The organism is Burkholderia sp. AU16482, from assembly GCF_002223285.1.
GTDB lineage: Bacteria > Pseudomonadota > Gammaproteobacteria > Burkholderiales > Burkholderiaceae > Burkholderia > Burkholderia semiarida.
Map to the genome: position 1 here is coordinate 1,003,415 of NZ_NKEY01000006.1, position 14,291 is coordinate 1,017,705.

The 14,291-nt window shown below is 68.6% G+C and carries 13 protein-coding genes; 7 read left to right on the forward strand and 6 right to left on the reverse strand.

Going from position 1 to position 14,291, the window contains the following annotated elements; genetic code table 11:
- The first annotated feature begins 17 nt into the window (after positions 1-17).
- Positions 18-767, forward strand: a complete 750-nt coding sequence (locus CFB35_RS21885) for an SDR family oxidoreductase (protein ID WP_060011344.1) — start codon at positions 18-20, stop codon at positions 765-767.
- Positions 768-833: 66 nt separating this feature from the next.
- On the opposite strand, the gene CFB35_RS21890 is transcribed toward CFB35_RS21885, so the two are convergent.
- Both CFB35_RS21890 and CFB35_RS21895 read right to left on the reverse strand, forming a co-directional pair.
- Entirely contained in the window at positions 834-2,480 is a 1,647-nt protein-coding gene (locus CFB35_RS21890) for a glycoside hydrolase family 32 protein (protein WP_373453022.1), read from the reverse strand.
- Between the two features lie 176 nt (positions 2,481-2,656).
- Entirely contained in the window at positions 2,657-4,240 is a 1,584-nt protein-coding gene (locus tag CFB35_RS21895) for a glycoside hydrolase family 68 protein (RefSeq protein ID WP_060311016.1), read from the reverse strand.
- Positions 4,241-4,427: 187 nt separating this feature from the next.
- Here CFB35_RS21895 and CFB35_RS21900 point away from each other — a divergent pair, with 187 nt between their 5' ends.
- From CFB35_RS21900 to CFB35_RS21920, 5 genes are all read left to right on the forward strand, one after another.
- Positions 4,428-5,456, forward strand: a complete 1,029-nt coding sequence (locus CFB35_RS21900; RefSeq protein ID WP_089465554.1) for a substrate-binding domain-containing protein — start codon at positions 4,428-4,430, stop codon at positions 5,454-5,456.
- Positions 5,457-5,805: 349 nt separating this feature from the next.
- The gene (locus tag CFB35_RS21905) at positions 5,806-6,492 is read left to right on the forward strand and encodes a type 1 glutamine amidotransferase domain-containing protein (protein WP_089465555.1); all 687 of its coding nucleotides are present in this window, start codon (positions 5,806-5,808) and stop codon (positions 6,490-6,492) included.
- 141 nt (positions 6,493-6,633) lie between these two features.
- Entirely contained in the window at positions 6,634-7,743 is a 1,110-nt protein-coding gene (locus CFB35_RS21910) for an NADH:flavin oxidoreductase/NADH oxidase (protein ID WP_089465556.1), read from the forward strand.
- 137 nt (positions 7,744-7,880) lie between these two features.
- Positions 7,881-8,951, forward strand: a complete 1,071-nt coding sequence (locus tag CFB35_RS21915) for an AI-2E family transporter (RefSeq protein WP_059574519.1) — start codon at positions 7,881-7,883, stop codon at positions 8,949-8,951.
- 210 nt (positions 8,952-9,161) lie between these two features.
- The gene (locus CFB35_RS21920) at positions 9,162-9,536 is read left to right on the forward strand and encodes a hypothetical protein (protein ID WP_059639406.1); all 375 of its coding nucleotides are present in this window, start codon (positions 9,162-9,164) and stop codon (positions 9,534-9,536) included.
- 39 nt (positions 9,537-9,575) lie between these two features.
- On the opposite strand, the gene CFB35_RS21925 is transcribed toward CFB35_RS21920, so the two are convergent.
- Positions 9,576-10,370 carry an SDR family NAD(P)-dependent oxidoreductase gene (locus CFB35_RS21925; protein WP_089465557.1) on the reverse strand — a complete coding sequence of 265 codons (795 nt, stop codon included), beginning with the start codon at positions 10,368-10,370 and terminating at the stop codon, positions 9,576-9,578.
- A gap of 158 nt (positions 10,371-10,528) precedes the next feature.
- Here CFB35_RS21925 and CFB35_RS21930 point away from each other — a divergent pair, with 158 nt between their 5' ends.
- Positions 10,529-11,374 (forward strand): AraC family transcriptional regulator, encoded by an 846-nt coding sequence (locus CFB35_RS21930; RefSeq protein ID WP_089465558.1) that lies wholly within the window; start codon positions 10,529-10,531, stop codon positions 11,372-11,374.
- A gap of 12 nt (positions 11,375-11,386) precedes the next feature.
- On the opposite strand, the gene CFB35_RS21935 is transcribed toward CFB35_RS21930, so the two are convergent.
- The 3 genes from CFB35_RS21935 to CFB35_RS21945 all read right to left on the reverse strand — a co-directional run bounded on the left by CFB35_RS21935 (position 11,387) and on the right by CFB35_RS21945 (position 14,259).
- Complete coding sequence (locus tag CFB35_RS21935) at positions 11,387-11,974, reverse strand: LysE family translocator (RefSeq protein ID WP_059574512.1); 588 nt, start codon at positions 11,972-11,974, stop codon at positions 11,387-11,389.
- Between the two features lie 99 nt (positions 11,975-12,073).
- Positions 12,074-13,567: a heavy metal sensor histidine kinase gene (locus CFB35_RS21940; protein ID WP_089465559.1), complete on the reverse strand. Its 1,494-nt coding sequence runs from the start codon at positions 13,565-13,567 to the stop codon at positions 12,074-12,076.
- Positions 13,564-14,259, reverse strand: a complete 696-nt coding sequence (locus tag CFB35_RS21945) for a heavy metal response regulator transcription factor (protein WP_011547791.1) — start codon at positions 14,257-14,259, stop codon at positions 13,564-13,566. The genes CFB35_RS21940 and CFB35_RS21945 overlap by 4 nt, the downstream gene beginning before the upstream one ends.
- Positions 14,260-14,291 lie beyond the last annotated feature (32 nt).

The following is a 14,291-nucleotide window of genomic DNA, read 5'->3' on the forward strand; positions in this document are numbered from 1 at the left end:
GTTCACAGGAGAACATCATGCAACGCTTCGAAGGAAAGACGGTCCTCGTCACGGGCGGCAACAGCGGCATCGGCCTGGCGGCCGCCCGGGCATTCGCGTCCGAAGGCGCGCGGGTCGTCATCACCGGGCGCGACGCCCAGACGTTGGAAGCCGCCCGCCAAACGCTCGGCGAAGGGGCGCTCACGATTCGCAACGAAGCCGGCAGCGTCGCGTCGGCCCGCGCGCTGGCCGATGCGCTCGCCGCCGCCGGCGTGCGGCTCGACGCCGTATTCGTCAACGCGGGCGTCGCGAAACTCGCGCCGTTCGCCGACAGCGACGAAGCGATGTGGGATCTCGTGTTCAACACCAACGTGAAGGGCGCGTATTTCCAGATCCAGTCGCTTGTGCCGCTGCTGAACCGCGGCGCCTCGATCGTGATCAACGGCTCGATCAACGCGCATGTCGGGATGCCCGGCTCGTCGGTGTACGCGGCGAGCAAGGCGGCCGTCAATTCGTTCGCGAAGACGTTGTCGACGGAACTGCTGCCGCACGGCGTGCGCGTGAACGTGGTGAGCCCCGGGCCCGTGCAGACGCCGCTGTACGGCAAGCTCGGGCTCGATGCGGCGGCGCTCGACGAGACGGCCGAGAAAATCAAGGGCCTCGTGCCGATCGGCCGCTTCGGCACGCCGGATGAAATCGCGTCGACGGTGCTGCACCTGAGCGCGCCGGAATCCGCGTTCATCGTCGGTGCGGAAATCATCGCGTCGGGCGGGATGGGGTTGCTCTGACGAGCCAGACGGGCGGGGACCGTCACCGGCGATGCGATACCGGGCGGCCGGCCCCGTCACCCGCACCTATCGGGACGCGCAGGCGCCACGCGTATCGTCGCCGGCTTTCAGCTGCGTCACCGTCAATCCCGAGAACGTCGCGCGGCCGTGCTCGGCGAACACGGCCACGCGGTCCGCCTCGAGCGGCGGAAAGATCAGGTCGGTCAGCGCCACGCGGCCGCCGTTCGCGAATACTTCGACCGACCCGCGATCGACGACGATTTCGAGCCGCAGTTGCCCGTGCTCGAGCGGCAGATCGACGATGTGCTCGCGGCTGAACGTGCCGGCGAAATTCGTGTCGCCGGATTGCGACCGGTCGAGCGTCAGCGTGCGCTTCGTCGTGTCGTACACGATCCGCGTGCCGGTCGAGCCGTCGGCCGAGCGCCGGACGATCAGGCCCGCGCGCGCCGCATGCCGAGGCGAGATCGTCACCGTGATGCGCTGGACGACGCCGCGCGTCGCGGCCGACAGCACCCGCGTCGCGGAGTCGACCGTGACGTCGCCTTCGTGCACGGCGGGGCGGCCGTCGGCCCACGCGTCGAAGGCGGCGGCTGGCGCGACGACGAGGGTTGGCTCGCCGTCGATCGTCTTCAGCGACAGCTCGCGCGGCAGCGTGGCCGCGCCGCGCCACGGGGCGGTCGGCGCTTTCGCCGCGTAATCCCAGTTGCTCATCCATGCGATCGCGACCGGCCGGGCGCCGGGCGCGCCGGAGAACGTGCCGGCCGCATAAAAATCGGCGCCGTGATCGACCCAGCGGAATTGCGCGGGATCCGAGCCGGCCGGCGCGACGCGGTCGGGCACGAATGTGCGGCCGTCGAAGTTGCCGACGAAATACATCGCGCCGGAACCGCCGGCGATCGACCACGGGTTGACGTTGACGATCATCACCCACTTGATCCGTTTCGGATCGTCGTCGAGCGGCAGCGGCACGAGATCCGGCATTTCCCACAGCGCGCCCGCATGCGGCACGTCGGGCAGCGTGAAGTCGCTCAGGAACGACCAGTGGAGCAGGTCGTCGGAACGATAGAGCTTCACGACGTGCGCGTCGGCGACGACCGTCGTCATCAACCAGTAGCCGCCCGGCGCATACCACGACACTTTCGGATCACGAAATTGCTTCGATTCCGGGTCGAGCGTCAGCACCGGATTGTGCGCATACGGCTGCCAGGTCGCGCCCCGATCGAGGCTGTACGCGAGCGACTGCGCCTGTATGCCGGGGGCGTGACCCGAGCCGGGCTTGTAGACGCTCGTATAGAGCGCGACGAGCGGCGCGTGGCCCGGTGTGCCGAGGCCGGACGTATTCAGCGTATCGGCGACGATCGAGCCCGAGAAGATTTCCTCGGTGGCGTTCGCGCGCATCGCGACCGGCTGCTCGCGCCAGTGGACGAGATCGGTGCTGGTCGCATGGCCCCACGACATGTTGCCCCAGTCGTTGCCGAGCGGGTTGTACTGATAGAACAGGTGATAGCGGCCGTTCTCGTACACGAGCCCGTTGGGATCGTTCATCCAGTTGCGCTGCGGCGTGTAGTGGAGGGCCGGGCGCCATTGCGGCGTGCCGTTTTCGGCCGGCGCGCCGCAGGGTGCGGCGGCGGCATGCGTGCAGGCGGCCGCGGCAAGCAGCAGCGCGGCGAAATGGACGGAAAGGCCGGAAGGGCCGGAAAGGCCGAACAACATTGATCTCATGCGTGATCCGGTGCTCCGTCGGGCGAAGCGGGAAAGGAGGGCGAATGCCGCTGCAACGGCGGCATGCGCAATGGAGGAAAGAAAAAAGAGGAGGCGCACACGCGACACGCGCGATACGCGCCTCCTGAACCTCGTGCCTTTATCGACGACGGTTATTGTTGGTCATCCTAATTGGCCTGGGCGTTGCCGTCGTTGTGGCCGGCCCCCGTCGCGGGCAGGTTCGCCGGGATGTCGCCGTAGCCGCCGAGGCCGCCGCGTCCATACGCGCGGTCGACCGACGTCGACGTGCCGTTGATGTTCACCTTCACCGTCGGTGCGAGCGTGCCGCCGCGGCGCGGGCCGATCGCATCGATGAACGACTCGACGAGCCCGCCCGGCATCACGTAGTGCGAATACGACTGGAATTCGCGCGGGTTCTGGTTCGGGTCCTGCGAATACGGCGCGCCGGCCGGGGCCGAGAAGTCGGTCGGGTTGCCGAGCACGAGGCCGCTGCCGCCGTTCAGCGGCAGGAAGTCGCTGCGGATGCCGTTGCCGACGAAGCCGTACACGCCGTCCGGGCCGTCGACGCCGGCCGCCATCGTCGTGCGGTGGCTGATCGTGAACAGGTAGTATTTGCCGTCCTTCAGATAGATCTGCGGGCGCTCGGTCTGGTCGTCGACGCAGTTCGCCGATAGGATCGGCGGCAGGAACTTCCACTCGGTCAGTTGCGGGTTCGTCGCGACCGCGAGGCCGACGTTGGCCTTTTGATACACTGCGCCCGAATTCATCACCGCGTTGAGGTCTTCGCGGTTCGGATCGTTCGGCGCGTAGCCGAGATCGGCCTCGGTGCAGGTGCGTGCGCCGCGCGGGCCGCCGGTGTTGCCTTCGAACACCATGTAGGTCTTGCCCGGATGCGCTGGGTCGGTGAACACGAACGGATCGCGGAACGAGAAGTAGGTGTTCTGCTGGCCGGTCTGGTAGTACTTGCCGTCCGGTTCCAGCAGCGGCTTGTGATCGCCGAAGCCGGTGAACCACACGTGCTTGTCGTCGGCGTGGATGTTGCCGTCGGCGCGCGTGATGATCGCCTGCGGCGGCGTGATGTCGGCGCCGCCGGGCGCCGAGCGGTTGAACGACGTCGCGGTGTAGTACAGGCTGACGTTGCTGCCGTGCGTGAGGCGCGCGGAGCCCGACCATTCGGCGTTGTTGGTCATCGGCGCGGTGCCGAATACCTTGGCGCTCGCGCCGTCCGGGAACAGGTGGCCGCCCCAGGTCCAGCCGCCGTTCGCGGGGCGTTGCGACGCGGGGATGCCCGCGCGGCGATAGAAGAAGCCGATGCGGGCGTGCACGTGCCGGTCGTCGAACGTGTAGCCCGCGTGCGGATCGGCGGTGAGCGAGAAGATCACCTCCCAGCCCTTGTAGCTGAGCTGGTTCGCGCGCAGGTCGGCCAGCGGCCACGTGTCCCACACCCACACGTTCGAGTTGATCAGCGGGAAGTCCTGCGGGATGTCCGGCATCGTCAGTGCTTGCGGCAGCGAGTTCTTGTCGGCACCGGCGGTGTGCGATTGCGCGACGATCTGGCGGATGTCCGCTCGCGTCCAGCGCATCGTGAAGTTGCCTTCGGGATCGTAGGCTTGCTGCGTGTGGGGCGTGGGCATGGGCGCGCCCGTGCCGCCGGACTGCGCGTGCGCGACGGACGCGAAGGCGGCGAGTGCGCCGCCAGCGAGCAGCAAACGTTTGGCCGCGGTCGGGCGGAAAAGGGGAAAGTATGTCATCTCGTCGTTGTTTCCTGGAAAGGTGAAAGTGAACGGCTGAGTGGGCATCGATGTCCAAACCGGTTTGGATGCTATTTCAAACCGGTTTGGAACGCAAAAGATATTTAATTGACGGTAATCGTTACCAATTGGAAATAATTACCTGGTCGGCGTGTCCCGATGGTCGGGCGGCCGGGCGGAGCGGCGAATGCGAGGAGTGACGGTGAAGGTGAATCTGAAGGCGCTGTCGGACGCGCTCGGTCTGTCGCGCACGACGGTCAGCCGTGCGTTGAACGGTTACGACGACGTCAGCGAGGCGACGCGCGAGCGCGTGGCGAAGGCCGCGCGGGAAATGGGCTACGTGGCCGATCCGACCGCGCGCCGGCTGGCGACGGGGCGGGCCGACATGATCGGCATCGTCTATCCGTTCGGCGCCGGCGATCTCGGCGATCCGCGCTTCGGCGAGGTCGTCGCGGGCATCACCGAGCGGCTCGCCGAGCGCAATCTCGATTTCATCATCGCGTCCGCGCGACCGAATGCGGAACTGGACACCTACCGGCGGATCGTCGACGGCAAGCTCGTCGACGGGCTGATCGTCGCGCGCACGCTGGTCGACGATCCACGGCTCGCGTACCTGCAGGCGAGCGCGTTTCCGTATGTCGCGTACGGCCGCACGCAGTCGGCCGGCCCGTATGCATGGTTCGACTTCGACAACGAGGCGGGCGCGCGCGACGCGGTGCGCCGGCTGATCGGCTTCGGGCATCGGCGCATCGCGATGATCAGCGCACCGCTGGCGCTGAATTTCGCCGCGCAACGGCGCGCCGGCTGTCTGTCGGCATTGCGCGAAGCCGGTATCGACGCGGATCCGGCGCTGCTCGTCGAGTGCCCGTTTACGCACGACGGCGGGGGGCAGGCAGCGCGGGCGCTGCTTGCGCAGGCCGAGCCGCCGACCGCGCTGCTGGTCGACAACAACATCGCGGGCGGCGGCGCATTTCGCGCGCTGGTCGACAGCGGGGTGCGCCTGGGTGCGGACCTGTCGCTGATCGTCTATGACGGCGTGCCGCCCGATATCGCGCATCCGTATCGTGTCACGGCGGTCGTGCAGCCGACCGGGCATGCATCCGGGCGCGCGCTAGCGGAACTGATGCTGCGGCTGCTGGACGACGGCGCGCGTGAGCATCGGCTCGAAGCGCCGACGATCGAAGCGGGCGACACGGACGGTCCGTTGCGCGGCTAGGTCTTCCGGCCGCGGCGAACCGAGGGCGGATGAGCGGGGCGGCGGGCGTGGTCGAACGACGCGCCGTCGCAAAGGCCATGACGTCGGCAGGGGCGAATGCGTGTTCTTCTAGACGACCGGTCTAATCCGGGGATATGATCCGTGCCGGTGAATGCGGCGACGTCCCTGGCGGATTCAGGCAGCGGGATGCCGTCGTTTTATTTCGGCCGCTTCTAGACGACTGGTCTAATAGGCATATATCGCATGCGGAGAAATGATTCGCACGTTGCCGCGCGCGGCCTGACTAACCGACAGGCGTGCCGCGACGCGCGGCGTCGTTCCCCGTTCATTTTCGAAGGAGTGTCCGATCATGAAGATTCTGGTTGTCCTGACCTCGCACGACACGCTCGGCGACACCGGCAAGAAAACCGGCTTCTGGCTCGAGGAACTGGCCGCGCCGTACTACAGGTTCAAGGATGCGGGCGTCGAGCTGACGCTGGCGTCGCCGAAGGGCGGCCAGCCGCCGCTCGACCCGAAAAGCAGCGACCCGACGGCCCAGACCGACGCGACGCGCCGCTTCGACGCCGATGCGGCGGCGCGAGCCGAACTCGCGTCGACGCGCAAGCTGGCCGATGTGTCGATGGACGATTACGACGCCGTGTTCTACCCGGGCGGTCACGGCCCGCTGTGGGATCTCGCCGAGGATCTGCATTCGATCGGCCTGATCGAGCGCGCGCTCGCGGCCGGCAAGCCGGTCGCCGCGGTCTGCCACGCGCCGGGCGTGCTGCGCCACGTGAAGAACCCGCAGACCGGCGAGTCGGTCGTGCGCGGCAAGCGCGCGACGGGCTTCACCAACAGCGAGGAAGCGGCCGTCGAGTTGACCGAAGTCGTGCCGTTCCTCGTCGAGGACATGCTGAAGACCAACGGCGCGGCATTCGAGCGCAGCGCCGACTGGGCGCCGCATGTCGTCACCGACGGGCTGCTGATCACCGGGCAGAACCCCGCGTCGTCGGCCCCCGCGGCCGAGGCGCTGCTCGCGAAGCTCGGCCACCGCTAAACACGCGGCGCCGGCCCGGCCGGCGCCGCGTCCTTGCCGTCGCCGGGCGCAGCCGGCCCGCCGATGGCCCGCATCGTTGCGCCGTGCGCCCCGCACGGCGTATTCCCAGCCGTTTTGCAGAACCTAGCAAAGGAGTCGTGGATGTCTGCCCTGTTCGAACCGTTCAAACTCAAGGATGTCACGCTGCGCAACCGTATCGCGGTGCCGCCGATGTGCCAGTACGTCGCCGAGGACGGCGTCGTCAACGACTGGCATCACGTGCATCTGGCCGGCATCGCGCGCGGCGGCGCGGGCCTCGTGATCGCGGAGGCGACGGCCGTGTCGCCGGAAGGTCGCATCACGCCGGGCTGCGCGGGGTTGTGGAGCGACGCGCAGGCCGACGCGTTCGCGCCGTCGGTCGCGGCGATCAAGGCGGCCGGCGCGGTGCCCGGTATCCAGCTCGCGCACGCGGGCCGCAAGGCGAGCGCCAACCGCCCGTGGGAAGGCGACGACCATATCGCCGACGACGATCCGCGCGGCTGGCAGACCATCGCGCCTTCGGCCGTGCCGTTCGGCGCGCATCTGCCGAAGGTGCCGCGCGAAATGACGCGCGACGACATCGCGCGCGTGCAGGCCGACTTCGTCGCGGCGGCGCGGCGCGCGCGCGACCTCGGTTTCGAATGGCTGGAGCTGCACTTCGCGCACGGCTATCTCGGCCAGAGCTTCTTCTCGGTGCATTCGAACCAGCGCACCGATGAATACGGCGGTTCCGCCGAGAACCGCGGCCGTTTCCTCGTCGACACGCTCGCGGCCGTTCGCAAGGTCTGGCCCGAGCATCTGCCGTTGACCGCGCGCCTGGGCGTGATCGAATACGACGGTCGCGACGAGGAGACGCTCGCCGAGTCGATCGCGCTCACGCAGCGGATGAAGCTCGAAGGGCTCGACATGCTGAGCGTGTCGGTCGGCTTCTCGACGCCCGACGCCCAGATTCCGTGGGGACCGGCGTTTCTCGCGCCGATCGCCGAGCGCGTGCGCCGCGAGGCCGGGCTGCCGGTGTCGTCCGCGTGGGGGATCGATACGCCGCAACTGGCGAATCGCGTGGTGGCGGAGCAGCAACTCGATCTCGTGATGGTCGGCCGCGCGCATCTGGCCGACCCGCACTGGCCGTACTACGCGGCCAGGCAGCTCGGTGTCGAGCGTCCGTCGTGGACGCTGCCCGCGCCGTACGCGCACTGGCTCGAGCGCTACCGGGTCGCCGACAAGGTGGCGTGAGCGACGCGTGACGACGCAGCGCCCGGGCGGCCCGCGCATCGCGCGTGCCGCCGATCCGGCGCCGATGGATAGAATGGCGGTTCGCGCAGGCCGGTTGCCTGCGCGAACCGCCATTTTTTCATTTCGACCGAGGTGCCATGGGCGCGCATGTCCCGTCGTCTTCCGATTCCGCCGCGCGGCCGCGCGCCCAGCAGATCGCCCGCGTCGCGCTGTATGCGGCGTTGCTGGTGCTCGCGCTGTGGGTGATCCGCGATTTCATTCCCGCCATCGCATGGGCCTGCGTGATCGCCATCGCGATGTGGCCGCTGCTGAAATGCTTTGAATCGCACCGGCTGTTCCGCAACCGGCCGACGCTGATCGCGACCGTCATCACGGCGGCGATTTCGCTGCTCGTCGTGCTGCCGGTGGCCGTCGCGACGACCCAGGCGATCGCACAGGCGCACGATCTGCGCGAGTGGCTGCGCACGATCCAGGACAACGGCATTCCGCTGCCGGACGTGGTCAGCCGGTTGCCGTACGGCGCGGCGCAGATCACCGAATGGTGGCAGGCCAATCTCGGCCATCCGCTGCATGCGGCCACCGCGATGCACGGCGTCAACGGCGAGAAATTCATCGCGTTCGGCCGGCACTTCGGCACGAAGCTTGCGCACGTGCTGCTCGAATTCGGCTTCATGCTCGTCACGCTGTTCGTGATCCTGCGCGCCGGCCACAAGCTGTCGGGTGCGTTGCTGCAGGGCGCGCGGCGTGCGTTCGGGCGCAACGGCGCGGAACTGATCGAGCGCATGGTCGCGGCCGTGTACGGCACGGTGACGGGGCTCGTCGTCGTCGGGCTCGGCGAGGGCGCGTTGCTCGGCGTCGCCTATGCGCTCGCGGGCGTTCCGCACGCGGCGCTGCTCGGCCTCGTCACGGCGGTCGCCGCGATGCTGCCGTTCTGTGCGCCGGTCGTGTTCTGCGGCGCGGCGCTCTGGCTGTTCGTGCAGGGGGCGACGATGTGGGCCGTCGTGATCGCGGCGCTCGGGTTCATCGTCGTGTTCGTCGCCGAGCATTTCGTGCGGCCGGTGCTGATCGGCGGTTCGACACGGCTGCCGTTCCTGCTCGTGCTGTTCGGCATCCTCGGCGGGGCGGAGACGTTCGGCCTGATCGGGCTGTTCGTCGGTCCCGCGCTGATGACGGTGCTGACGATGCTGTGGGCCGAATGGATTGCCTGACCGCGCATGCCGGTTCGACGCGGCGGCGCAGCGGCGCGGTTGCGCGCACGGGCGCCGGTTGCAACGTTCGTTGACGATTCGGCTGGCGCGGATGCACGCCAGCGCGGGAATTCGGACAGAGATCTCTACATTTCTTTTCGATCCGGACCCAAAGGTCGAGTAGCATGGGGCTTTCGATCACGCCGGCATGGCGCAGCAGATTTCCCGAGCATGCGATTGATTTCGATGTCCCGTCCCGCGGCGGCGCTGTCCGTGGCCGCCGGCTGCCTGATGTTGCACGGCTGTGCCTGGTTCGACGCGTGGCTGCCGTTCTCGTACTCGCGCACGCCGCTCGCGCGGGCAGCGTCGCGGCATGGCGCGACGCGCGCCGACGTCGTCCGCGCCGCCGGCAACCCGCGCAGCGTGTGGATGGTCCGCAACGGCAGCGGCGTCTGCTACAACTATTTCATCGAGCACGGCAACGATCACCGCGCGTACTTCGTCGTGTTCGACAAGGCCGGCGTCGTCACGCGGTACGGCTTCGATTCCTGCATGGACGCCGACCGCAAGGGCGCGCTTCGCTCGGACAAGGCCGCTTCGCGCTAGCGCGGCCGCCCTGCGCCGCGCGAGCGTGTCATGCAGTCGTCACGCGATCGTGTCGACCACGCCGCCATCGACGCGCAACGCCGCGCCGGTCGTCGCCGACGCCTGCGGCGAGCACACGTACACGACCAGGTTCGCGACTTCCTCGGTCGTCGCCGGCCGCTGGATGATCGAGCTCGCGCGCTCGCTGCGCACGAATTCCACCGCGATGTCGTCGATGCTGCGGCCCGTTTCGTCGGCCTGCGCCTTCAGCATCTCGCGCACGCCTTCCGACATCGTCGGCCCCGGCAGCACCGAATTGACGGTCACGCGGGTGCCGGCCGCGAGCTTCGCGAGGCCGCGCGCGATCGACAGTTGCGCGGTTTTCGTGAACCCGTAATGAATCATGTCGACCGGGATGTTCAAGCCCGATTCCGACGAAATGAACACGATGCGCCCGGCATTGCGTTCGATCATCCCTTTCAGGTAATGCCGCGCGAGCCGCACGCCGGACATCACGTTCATCTGAAAATAATGTTCCCATTCGGCGTCGTCGATGTCGAAGAACGGCTTCAGGCCGTAGATGCCCGCGTTGTTGACGAGAATGTCGGCATCCGGCGTGTGCTGCGTGACGCGCGCGACGCCGGCCGCGTCGGACAGGTCGGCGGCGACGCCGCCGAGGCTTGCGTCTGGCACGGCGTCGCGCAGTTTGTCGAGCGCGGACTGCACCGACGCGTCGCTGCGGCCGTTGACGACGACGTGCGCGCCGGCGCGCGCGAGCCCTTCGGCGATCGCGAAGCCGATGCCGGCGGTGGAAGCGGTGACGACCGCGGTCTTGCCTTTCAGATCGATCTGCATGAGTGGTACCGGTTGGAAGAGGAAGCGGAACCCGCCGCGTCTGCCGCGGCGGCCGAATTCAAAGCTTAGGCGATCCAGCCACCAGGCGTCGGTTCGCTGTTGCGCGGCGCCGCACAGTCTTGTACGGTGAGCGTTCGTCCGAAACGGGAGCCTGCCGCGTGAGCCGTACCGCCAACCGATCCGCCGTGCCGTCGCCGTTCTGGCGCGATGCGGCGCTGCCGTTCGTCGAGGCGCGTACCGTCGACGATGGGCGCGCGATCTGCTATGCAAAGCACACGCACGACACGTTTTCGGTGGGCGCGATCGTCGGCGGCACGAGCACGTACGTGAACGGTGCGACGAACGCACACGTCGGGCGCGGCGTGCTCGTGATCATCGATCCCGAGCAGGTGCACGCGTGCAACCCGTACGGCCCCGATGCGTGGGCGTACCGGATGGTCTATGTCGACGTGCCGTGGCTCGCGCGGCTGCAACACGCGCTGGGCCGCGATCCGAACCGCGATTTTCACGGGTTTTCGACGAAGTGGACCGAGCGCGGCGATCTGTTCGCGCAATTCGGCGGCTTCTACCGCACGCTCGTGTCGCCCCGCGTCGATGCGCTCGGCAAGGAGAGCGCGGCGGTCGAATTCTTCACGGCGCTGCACGGCGCGCTCGAACGCGAACCGCCCGATTCGCGGCCGGGCGACGACAACGCGAAGCTCGCGCGCGCGGCCGACTACATCGCCGCCCATTGCCGCGAGGCCGTCACGCTCGATGCGATCTGCGCGGCGGCCGACCTGTCGCCGTCGTACCTGATCCGCGCGTTCAATGCGCGCTACGGGATGACGCCGCATGCGTTCCTGATCGATCGGCGCGTGCAGTACGGCCGCACGGAACTGCGCCGCGGCCGGCCGATCGCCGAAGTCGCGCTCGATGCCGGCTTTGCGGACCAGGCGCATTTCCAGCGCGCGTTCCGGCGAATCGCGGCCGCGACGCCTGGGCAGTACCGCAGTGCGATGCGCTGACCGGCGAAGCCGCTACACGTCGAGCAGCAACAGCGCGCTGCCCGCGAGCAGCAGCGCCATCAGCCGGTTGAACACGCGCATGCGCCGTGCGTTCGCGAGCCGGTGCCGCAACGACGCGCCCGCATAGCCCCAGCATGCGATCGACGCGAAGCAGATCACAAGATACAGCGCGGCGAACTGCCAGACCTGCGCGCGGTCGCCATCGGCCGCATATGCGCCCATCGCGGCCACGCATGCGAGCCACGCCTTCGGGTTGAGCCACTGCATCGCCGCGCCGGCCGCCGCCGACGGGCCGGCCACGTCCGGATCGGCCGACAGCCGGCCGTCGTCGAGCGCGAGCCGCAGCGCCATATACAGCAGGAACGCGATCCCCGACCACTGCGTGGCTGTCGTCAGCACGGGCCAGCGCGCGAGCGCCGCGTGCAGGCCGAGGCCGATCAGCAGGAACAGCGCGACGAAGCCGAGCGTCGCGCCGGCCGCGTAGCGCAGGCTCGCGCCGAGGCCGTGGCGCGCGCCCGCGCCGAGCGCGACGATGTTGACGGGACCGGGGGTGATCGACGAGGCGAGCGCGAACGCGGCCATCGAAACCAGCATGCTCATCGGGTGTCTCCATGCGAAATGTCGAAAATCGCACCGAGACTACGGGCTCCGCGTCGGCCCGTATTGAAGAAAACTGCCCTCGGCGGCGCGCGGCCGCCGTCAGTGCAGTGCGCCCGGCGCGTGCGCCGGGCGAGCGCCGTGGAGATCGGCCGGATTCGCCGAATCGGTGGAATCCGTGGAATCGGGCGGGCCGGCGGCGTCGCCGGGACGCAGCGGCCCGCCCGACCCGGGCTGCGTCGACACCGAGAAGCCGAACGTATTGACGCCGCCCGAGCACGCGACGAACACGCCGCCGCCGTGCATCTCCGCCACGGCCTTGACGATCGACAGCCCGAGCCCGTGATTTTCCTTGCTGTTCGCGCGCGCTTCCTCGAGCCGGTAGAAACGTTCGAACACGTGCGAGCGCTGCACCGGGTCGATCGGCTCGCCCGGGTTCGACACGGCCATCTCGACGAGCGTGCCGCGGTGCGTGATCGTCACGTTCAGCGTCGCGCCCGGCGCCGAATGCTGGATCGCGTTGATCAGCAGGTTCGTCATCGCGCGGCGGAACAGCGACGGATCGACGGCCGCGCGCGCATCGCCGTGCAGTTCGGCGCGCAACCGCGCCTCGTCGAGCGGGATTTCGAGGAAGTCGAGCATGCGCCGCACCTCGTCGGCCAGCGACACGTCCTTCAGGTCGGTCGCGCGTTCGCCGCGATCGCTGCGCGACAGGAACAGCATGTCGTTGATGATCACGCGCAGCCGCTCGAATTCCTCGAGATTCGACTGCAGCGTCTGGCGCATCCGGTCGACCGAGCGGTCGCGGCTCGTCAGCGCGACCTGGGTCTGGCCGATCAGGATGCTGATCGGCGTGCGCAGCTCGTGCGCGACGTCCGCGTTGAACGCTTCGAGCCGCGCGTAGGTTTGCTGGATGCGTTCGAGCGCGCCGTTGAACGACGTCGCGAGATCGCGCAGCTCGGTCGGCAGCGCGTCGGTGTGCAGGCGCTGGCGGCGGTTCGTCGCGCTCACGCTCGCCGCGTCCTGCGACAGCCGGTCGAGCGGCGCGAGCCCGAAGCGCGCGACCGCGCGGCTCAGCAGCAGCGTGATCACGGTGGCCGTCGCGATCAGCGCGGCCAGCGTCCAGCCGAAGCGGCGCAGCATCCGCTGCGTACGCTCGCACGACGTCGCGACGACGAGTTGCAGCGTCGGCCGTTCGCCGGCGCCGGCCACCGTGACGGTTTTCGTCATCACCGCGTAGCTGCTGTCGTTGAGCTGGTAGCGCTGGAACGCGCCGAACGGCGGATCGAGCGGCACGCCGTTGACGGGGCTGCCGAAGCGGAACGCGGGGTCGGGACTGACGACCTGATAGTGCGTCGACCCGTCGGGCGGTTCGAGGTCCGCGAGCTTTTCCTGCATCAGGCGGCCGCGCGCGGCCGTGGTCGCGTGCGACACGATCATCGCGGCGACTTTGGCGCGCGTATCGAGCGTCGCGCGCAATTCGGCGAACAGTTGCCGTTCCATCATCACGAACAGCCCGCAGCCGACCAGCGTGAACACCAGCAGCGACACGATGCCGAACATCGCCGAGAGCCGCAGGATGATCGAGCGTTTCATGCGCGCCGCTCCGTGTCGCCGTCCTCGCGCGCCTCGAGCACGTAGCCCATCCCGCGGATCGTGTGCAGCAGCTTCTCCGCGAACGGGCCGTCGAGTTTCGCGCGCAGGCGCTTGATCGCCGTCTCGACGACGTTCGCGTTGCTGTCGAAGTTCACGTCCCACACGAGTTCGGCGATCGTCGTCTTCGACAGCACCTCGCCGCTGCGCCGCGCGAGCACGCCGAGCAACTGGAATTCCTGCGCGGTCAGGTCGAGCCGCGCGCCGTCGCGGGTCGCGCGGCGGCCGATCAGATCCACGCGCAGGTCGCCGATCGAGATCAGCGTCGATTCCTGCACGCGCGCGCGGCGCGTCAGCGCACGCAGCCGTTCGATCAGTTCGAGGAACGAGAAGGGTTTGGTCAGGTAGTCGTCGGCGCCGCCGCGCAAGCCTCGCACGCGGTCGTCGACGCGATCGCGCGCGGTCAGCATGATCACGGGCGTCTGCTTCTGCGCGCGCAGCGCACGCAGCACGCCGAAGCCGTCGAGCTTCGGCAGCATCACGTCGAGCACGACCACGTCGTAGTCGAATTCGACGGCTTTCCACGCACCGTCCTCGCCGTCGAGCGCGGTATCGACGACCCAGCCTTCCTCGGTCAGGCCGCTCTTCAGGTATTCGACGACCTTCGGTTCGTCTTCGACGATCAGCACTTTCATAGGTTCGTTGTCCGCGTAACCGGTTAAGGGCA

What these genes read in the sequence shown, in the direction of transcription:
- CFB35_RS21920 (WP_059639406.1), top strand. Translation starts at nt 9,162, where the DNA reads ATGCGATTGATTTCGATGTCCCGTCCCGCGGCGGCGCTGTCCGTGGCC.
- CFB35_RS21890 (WP_373453022.1), bottom strand. Translation starts at nt 2,480, where the DNA reads ATGTTGTTCGGCCTTTCCGGCCCTTCCGGCCTTTCCGTCCATTTCGCC.
- CFB35_RS21885 (WP_060011344.1), top strand. Translation starts at nt 18, where the DNA reads ATGCAACGCTTCGAAGGAAAGACGGTCCTCGTCACGGGCGGCAACAGC.
- CFB35_RS21900 (WP_089465554.1), top strand. Translation starts at nt 4,428, where the DNA reads ATGCGAGGAGTGACGGTGAAGGTGAATCTGAAGGCGCTGTCGGACGCG.
- CFB35_RS21940 (WP_089465559.1), bottom strand. Translation starts at nt 13,567, where the DNA reads ATGAAACGCTCGATCATCCTGCGGCTCTCGGCGATGTTCGGCATCGTG.
- CFB35_RS21910 (WP_089465556.1), top strand. Translation starts at nt 6,634, where the DNA reads ATGTCTGCCCTGTTCGAACCGTTCAAACTCAAGGATGTCACGCTGCGC.
- CFB35_RS21905 (WP_089465555.1), top strand. Translation starts at nt 5,806, where the DNA reads ATGAAGATTCTGGTTGTCCTGACCTCGCACGACACGCTCGGCGACACC.
- CFB35_RS21925 (WP_089465557.1), bottom strand. Translation starts at nt 10,370, where the DNA reads ATGCAGATCGATCTGAAAGGCAAGACCGCGGTCGTCACCGCTTCCACC.
- CFB35_RS21945 (WP_011547791.1), bottom strand. Translation starts at nt 14,259, where the DNA reads ATGAAAGTGCTGATCGTCGAAGACGAACCGAAGGTCGTCGAATACCTG.
- CFB35_RS21935 (WP_059574512.1), bottom strand. Translation starts at nt 11,974, where the DNA reads ATGAGCATGCTGGTTTCGATGGCCGCGTTCGCGCTCGCCTCGTCGATC.
- CFB35_RS21915 (WP_059574519.1), top strand. Translation starts at nt 7,881, where the DNA reads ATGGGCGCGCATGTCCCGTCGTCTTCCGATTCCGCCGCGCGGCCGCGC.
- CFB35_RS21895 (WP_060311016.1), bottom strand. Translation starts at nt 4,240, where the DNA reads ATGACATACTTTCCCCTTTTCCGCCCGACCGCGGCCAAACGTTTGCTG.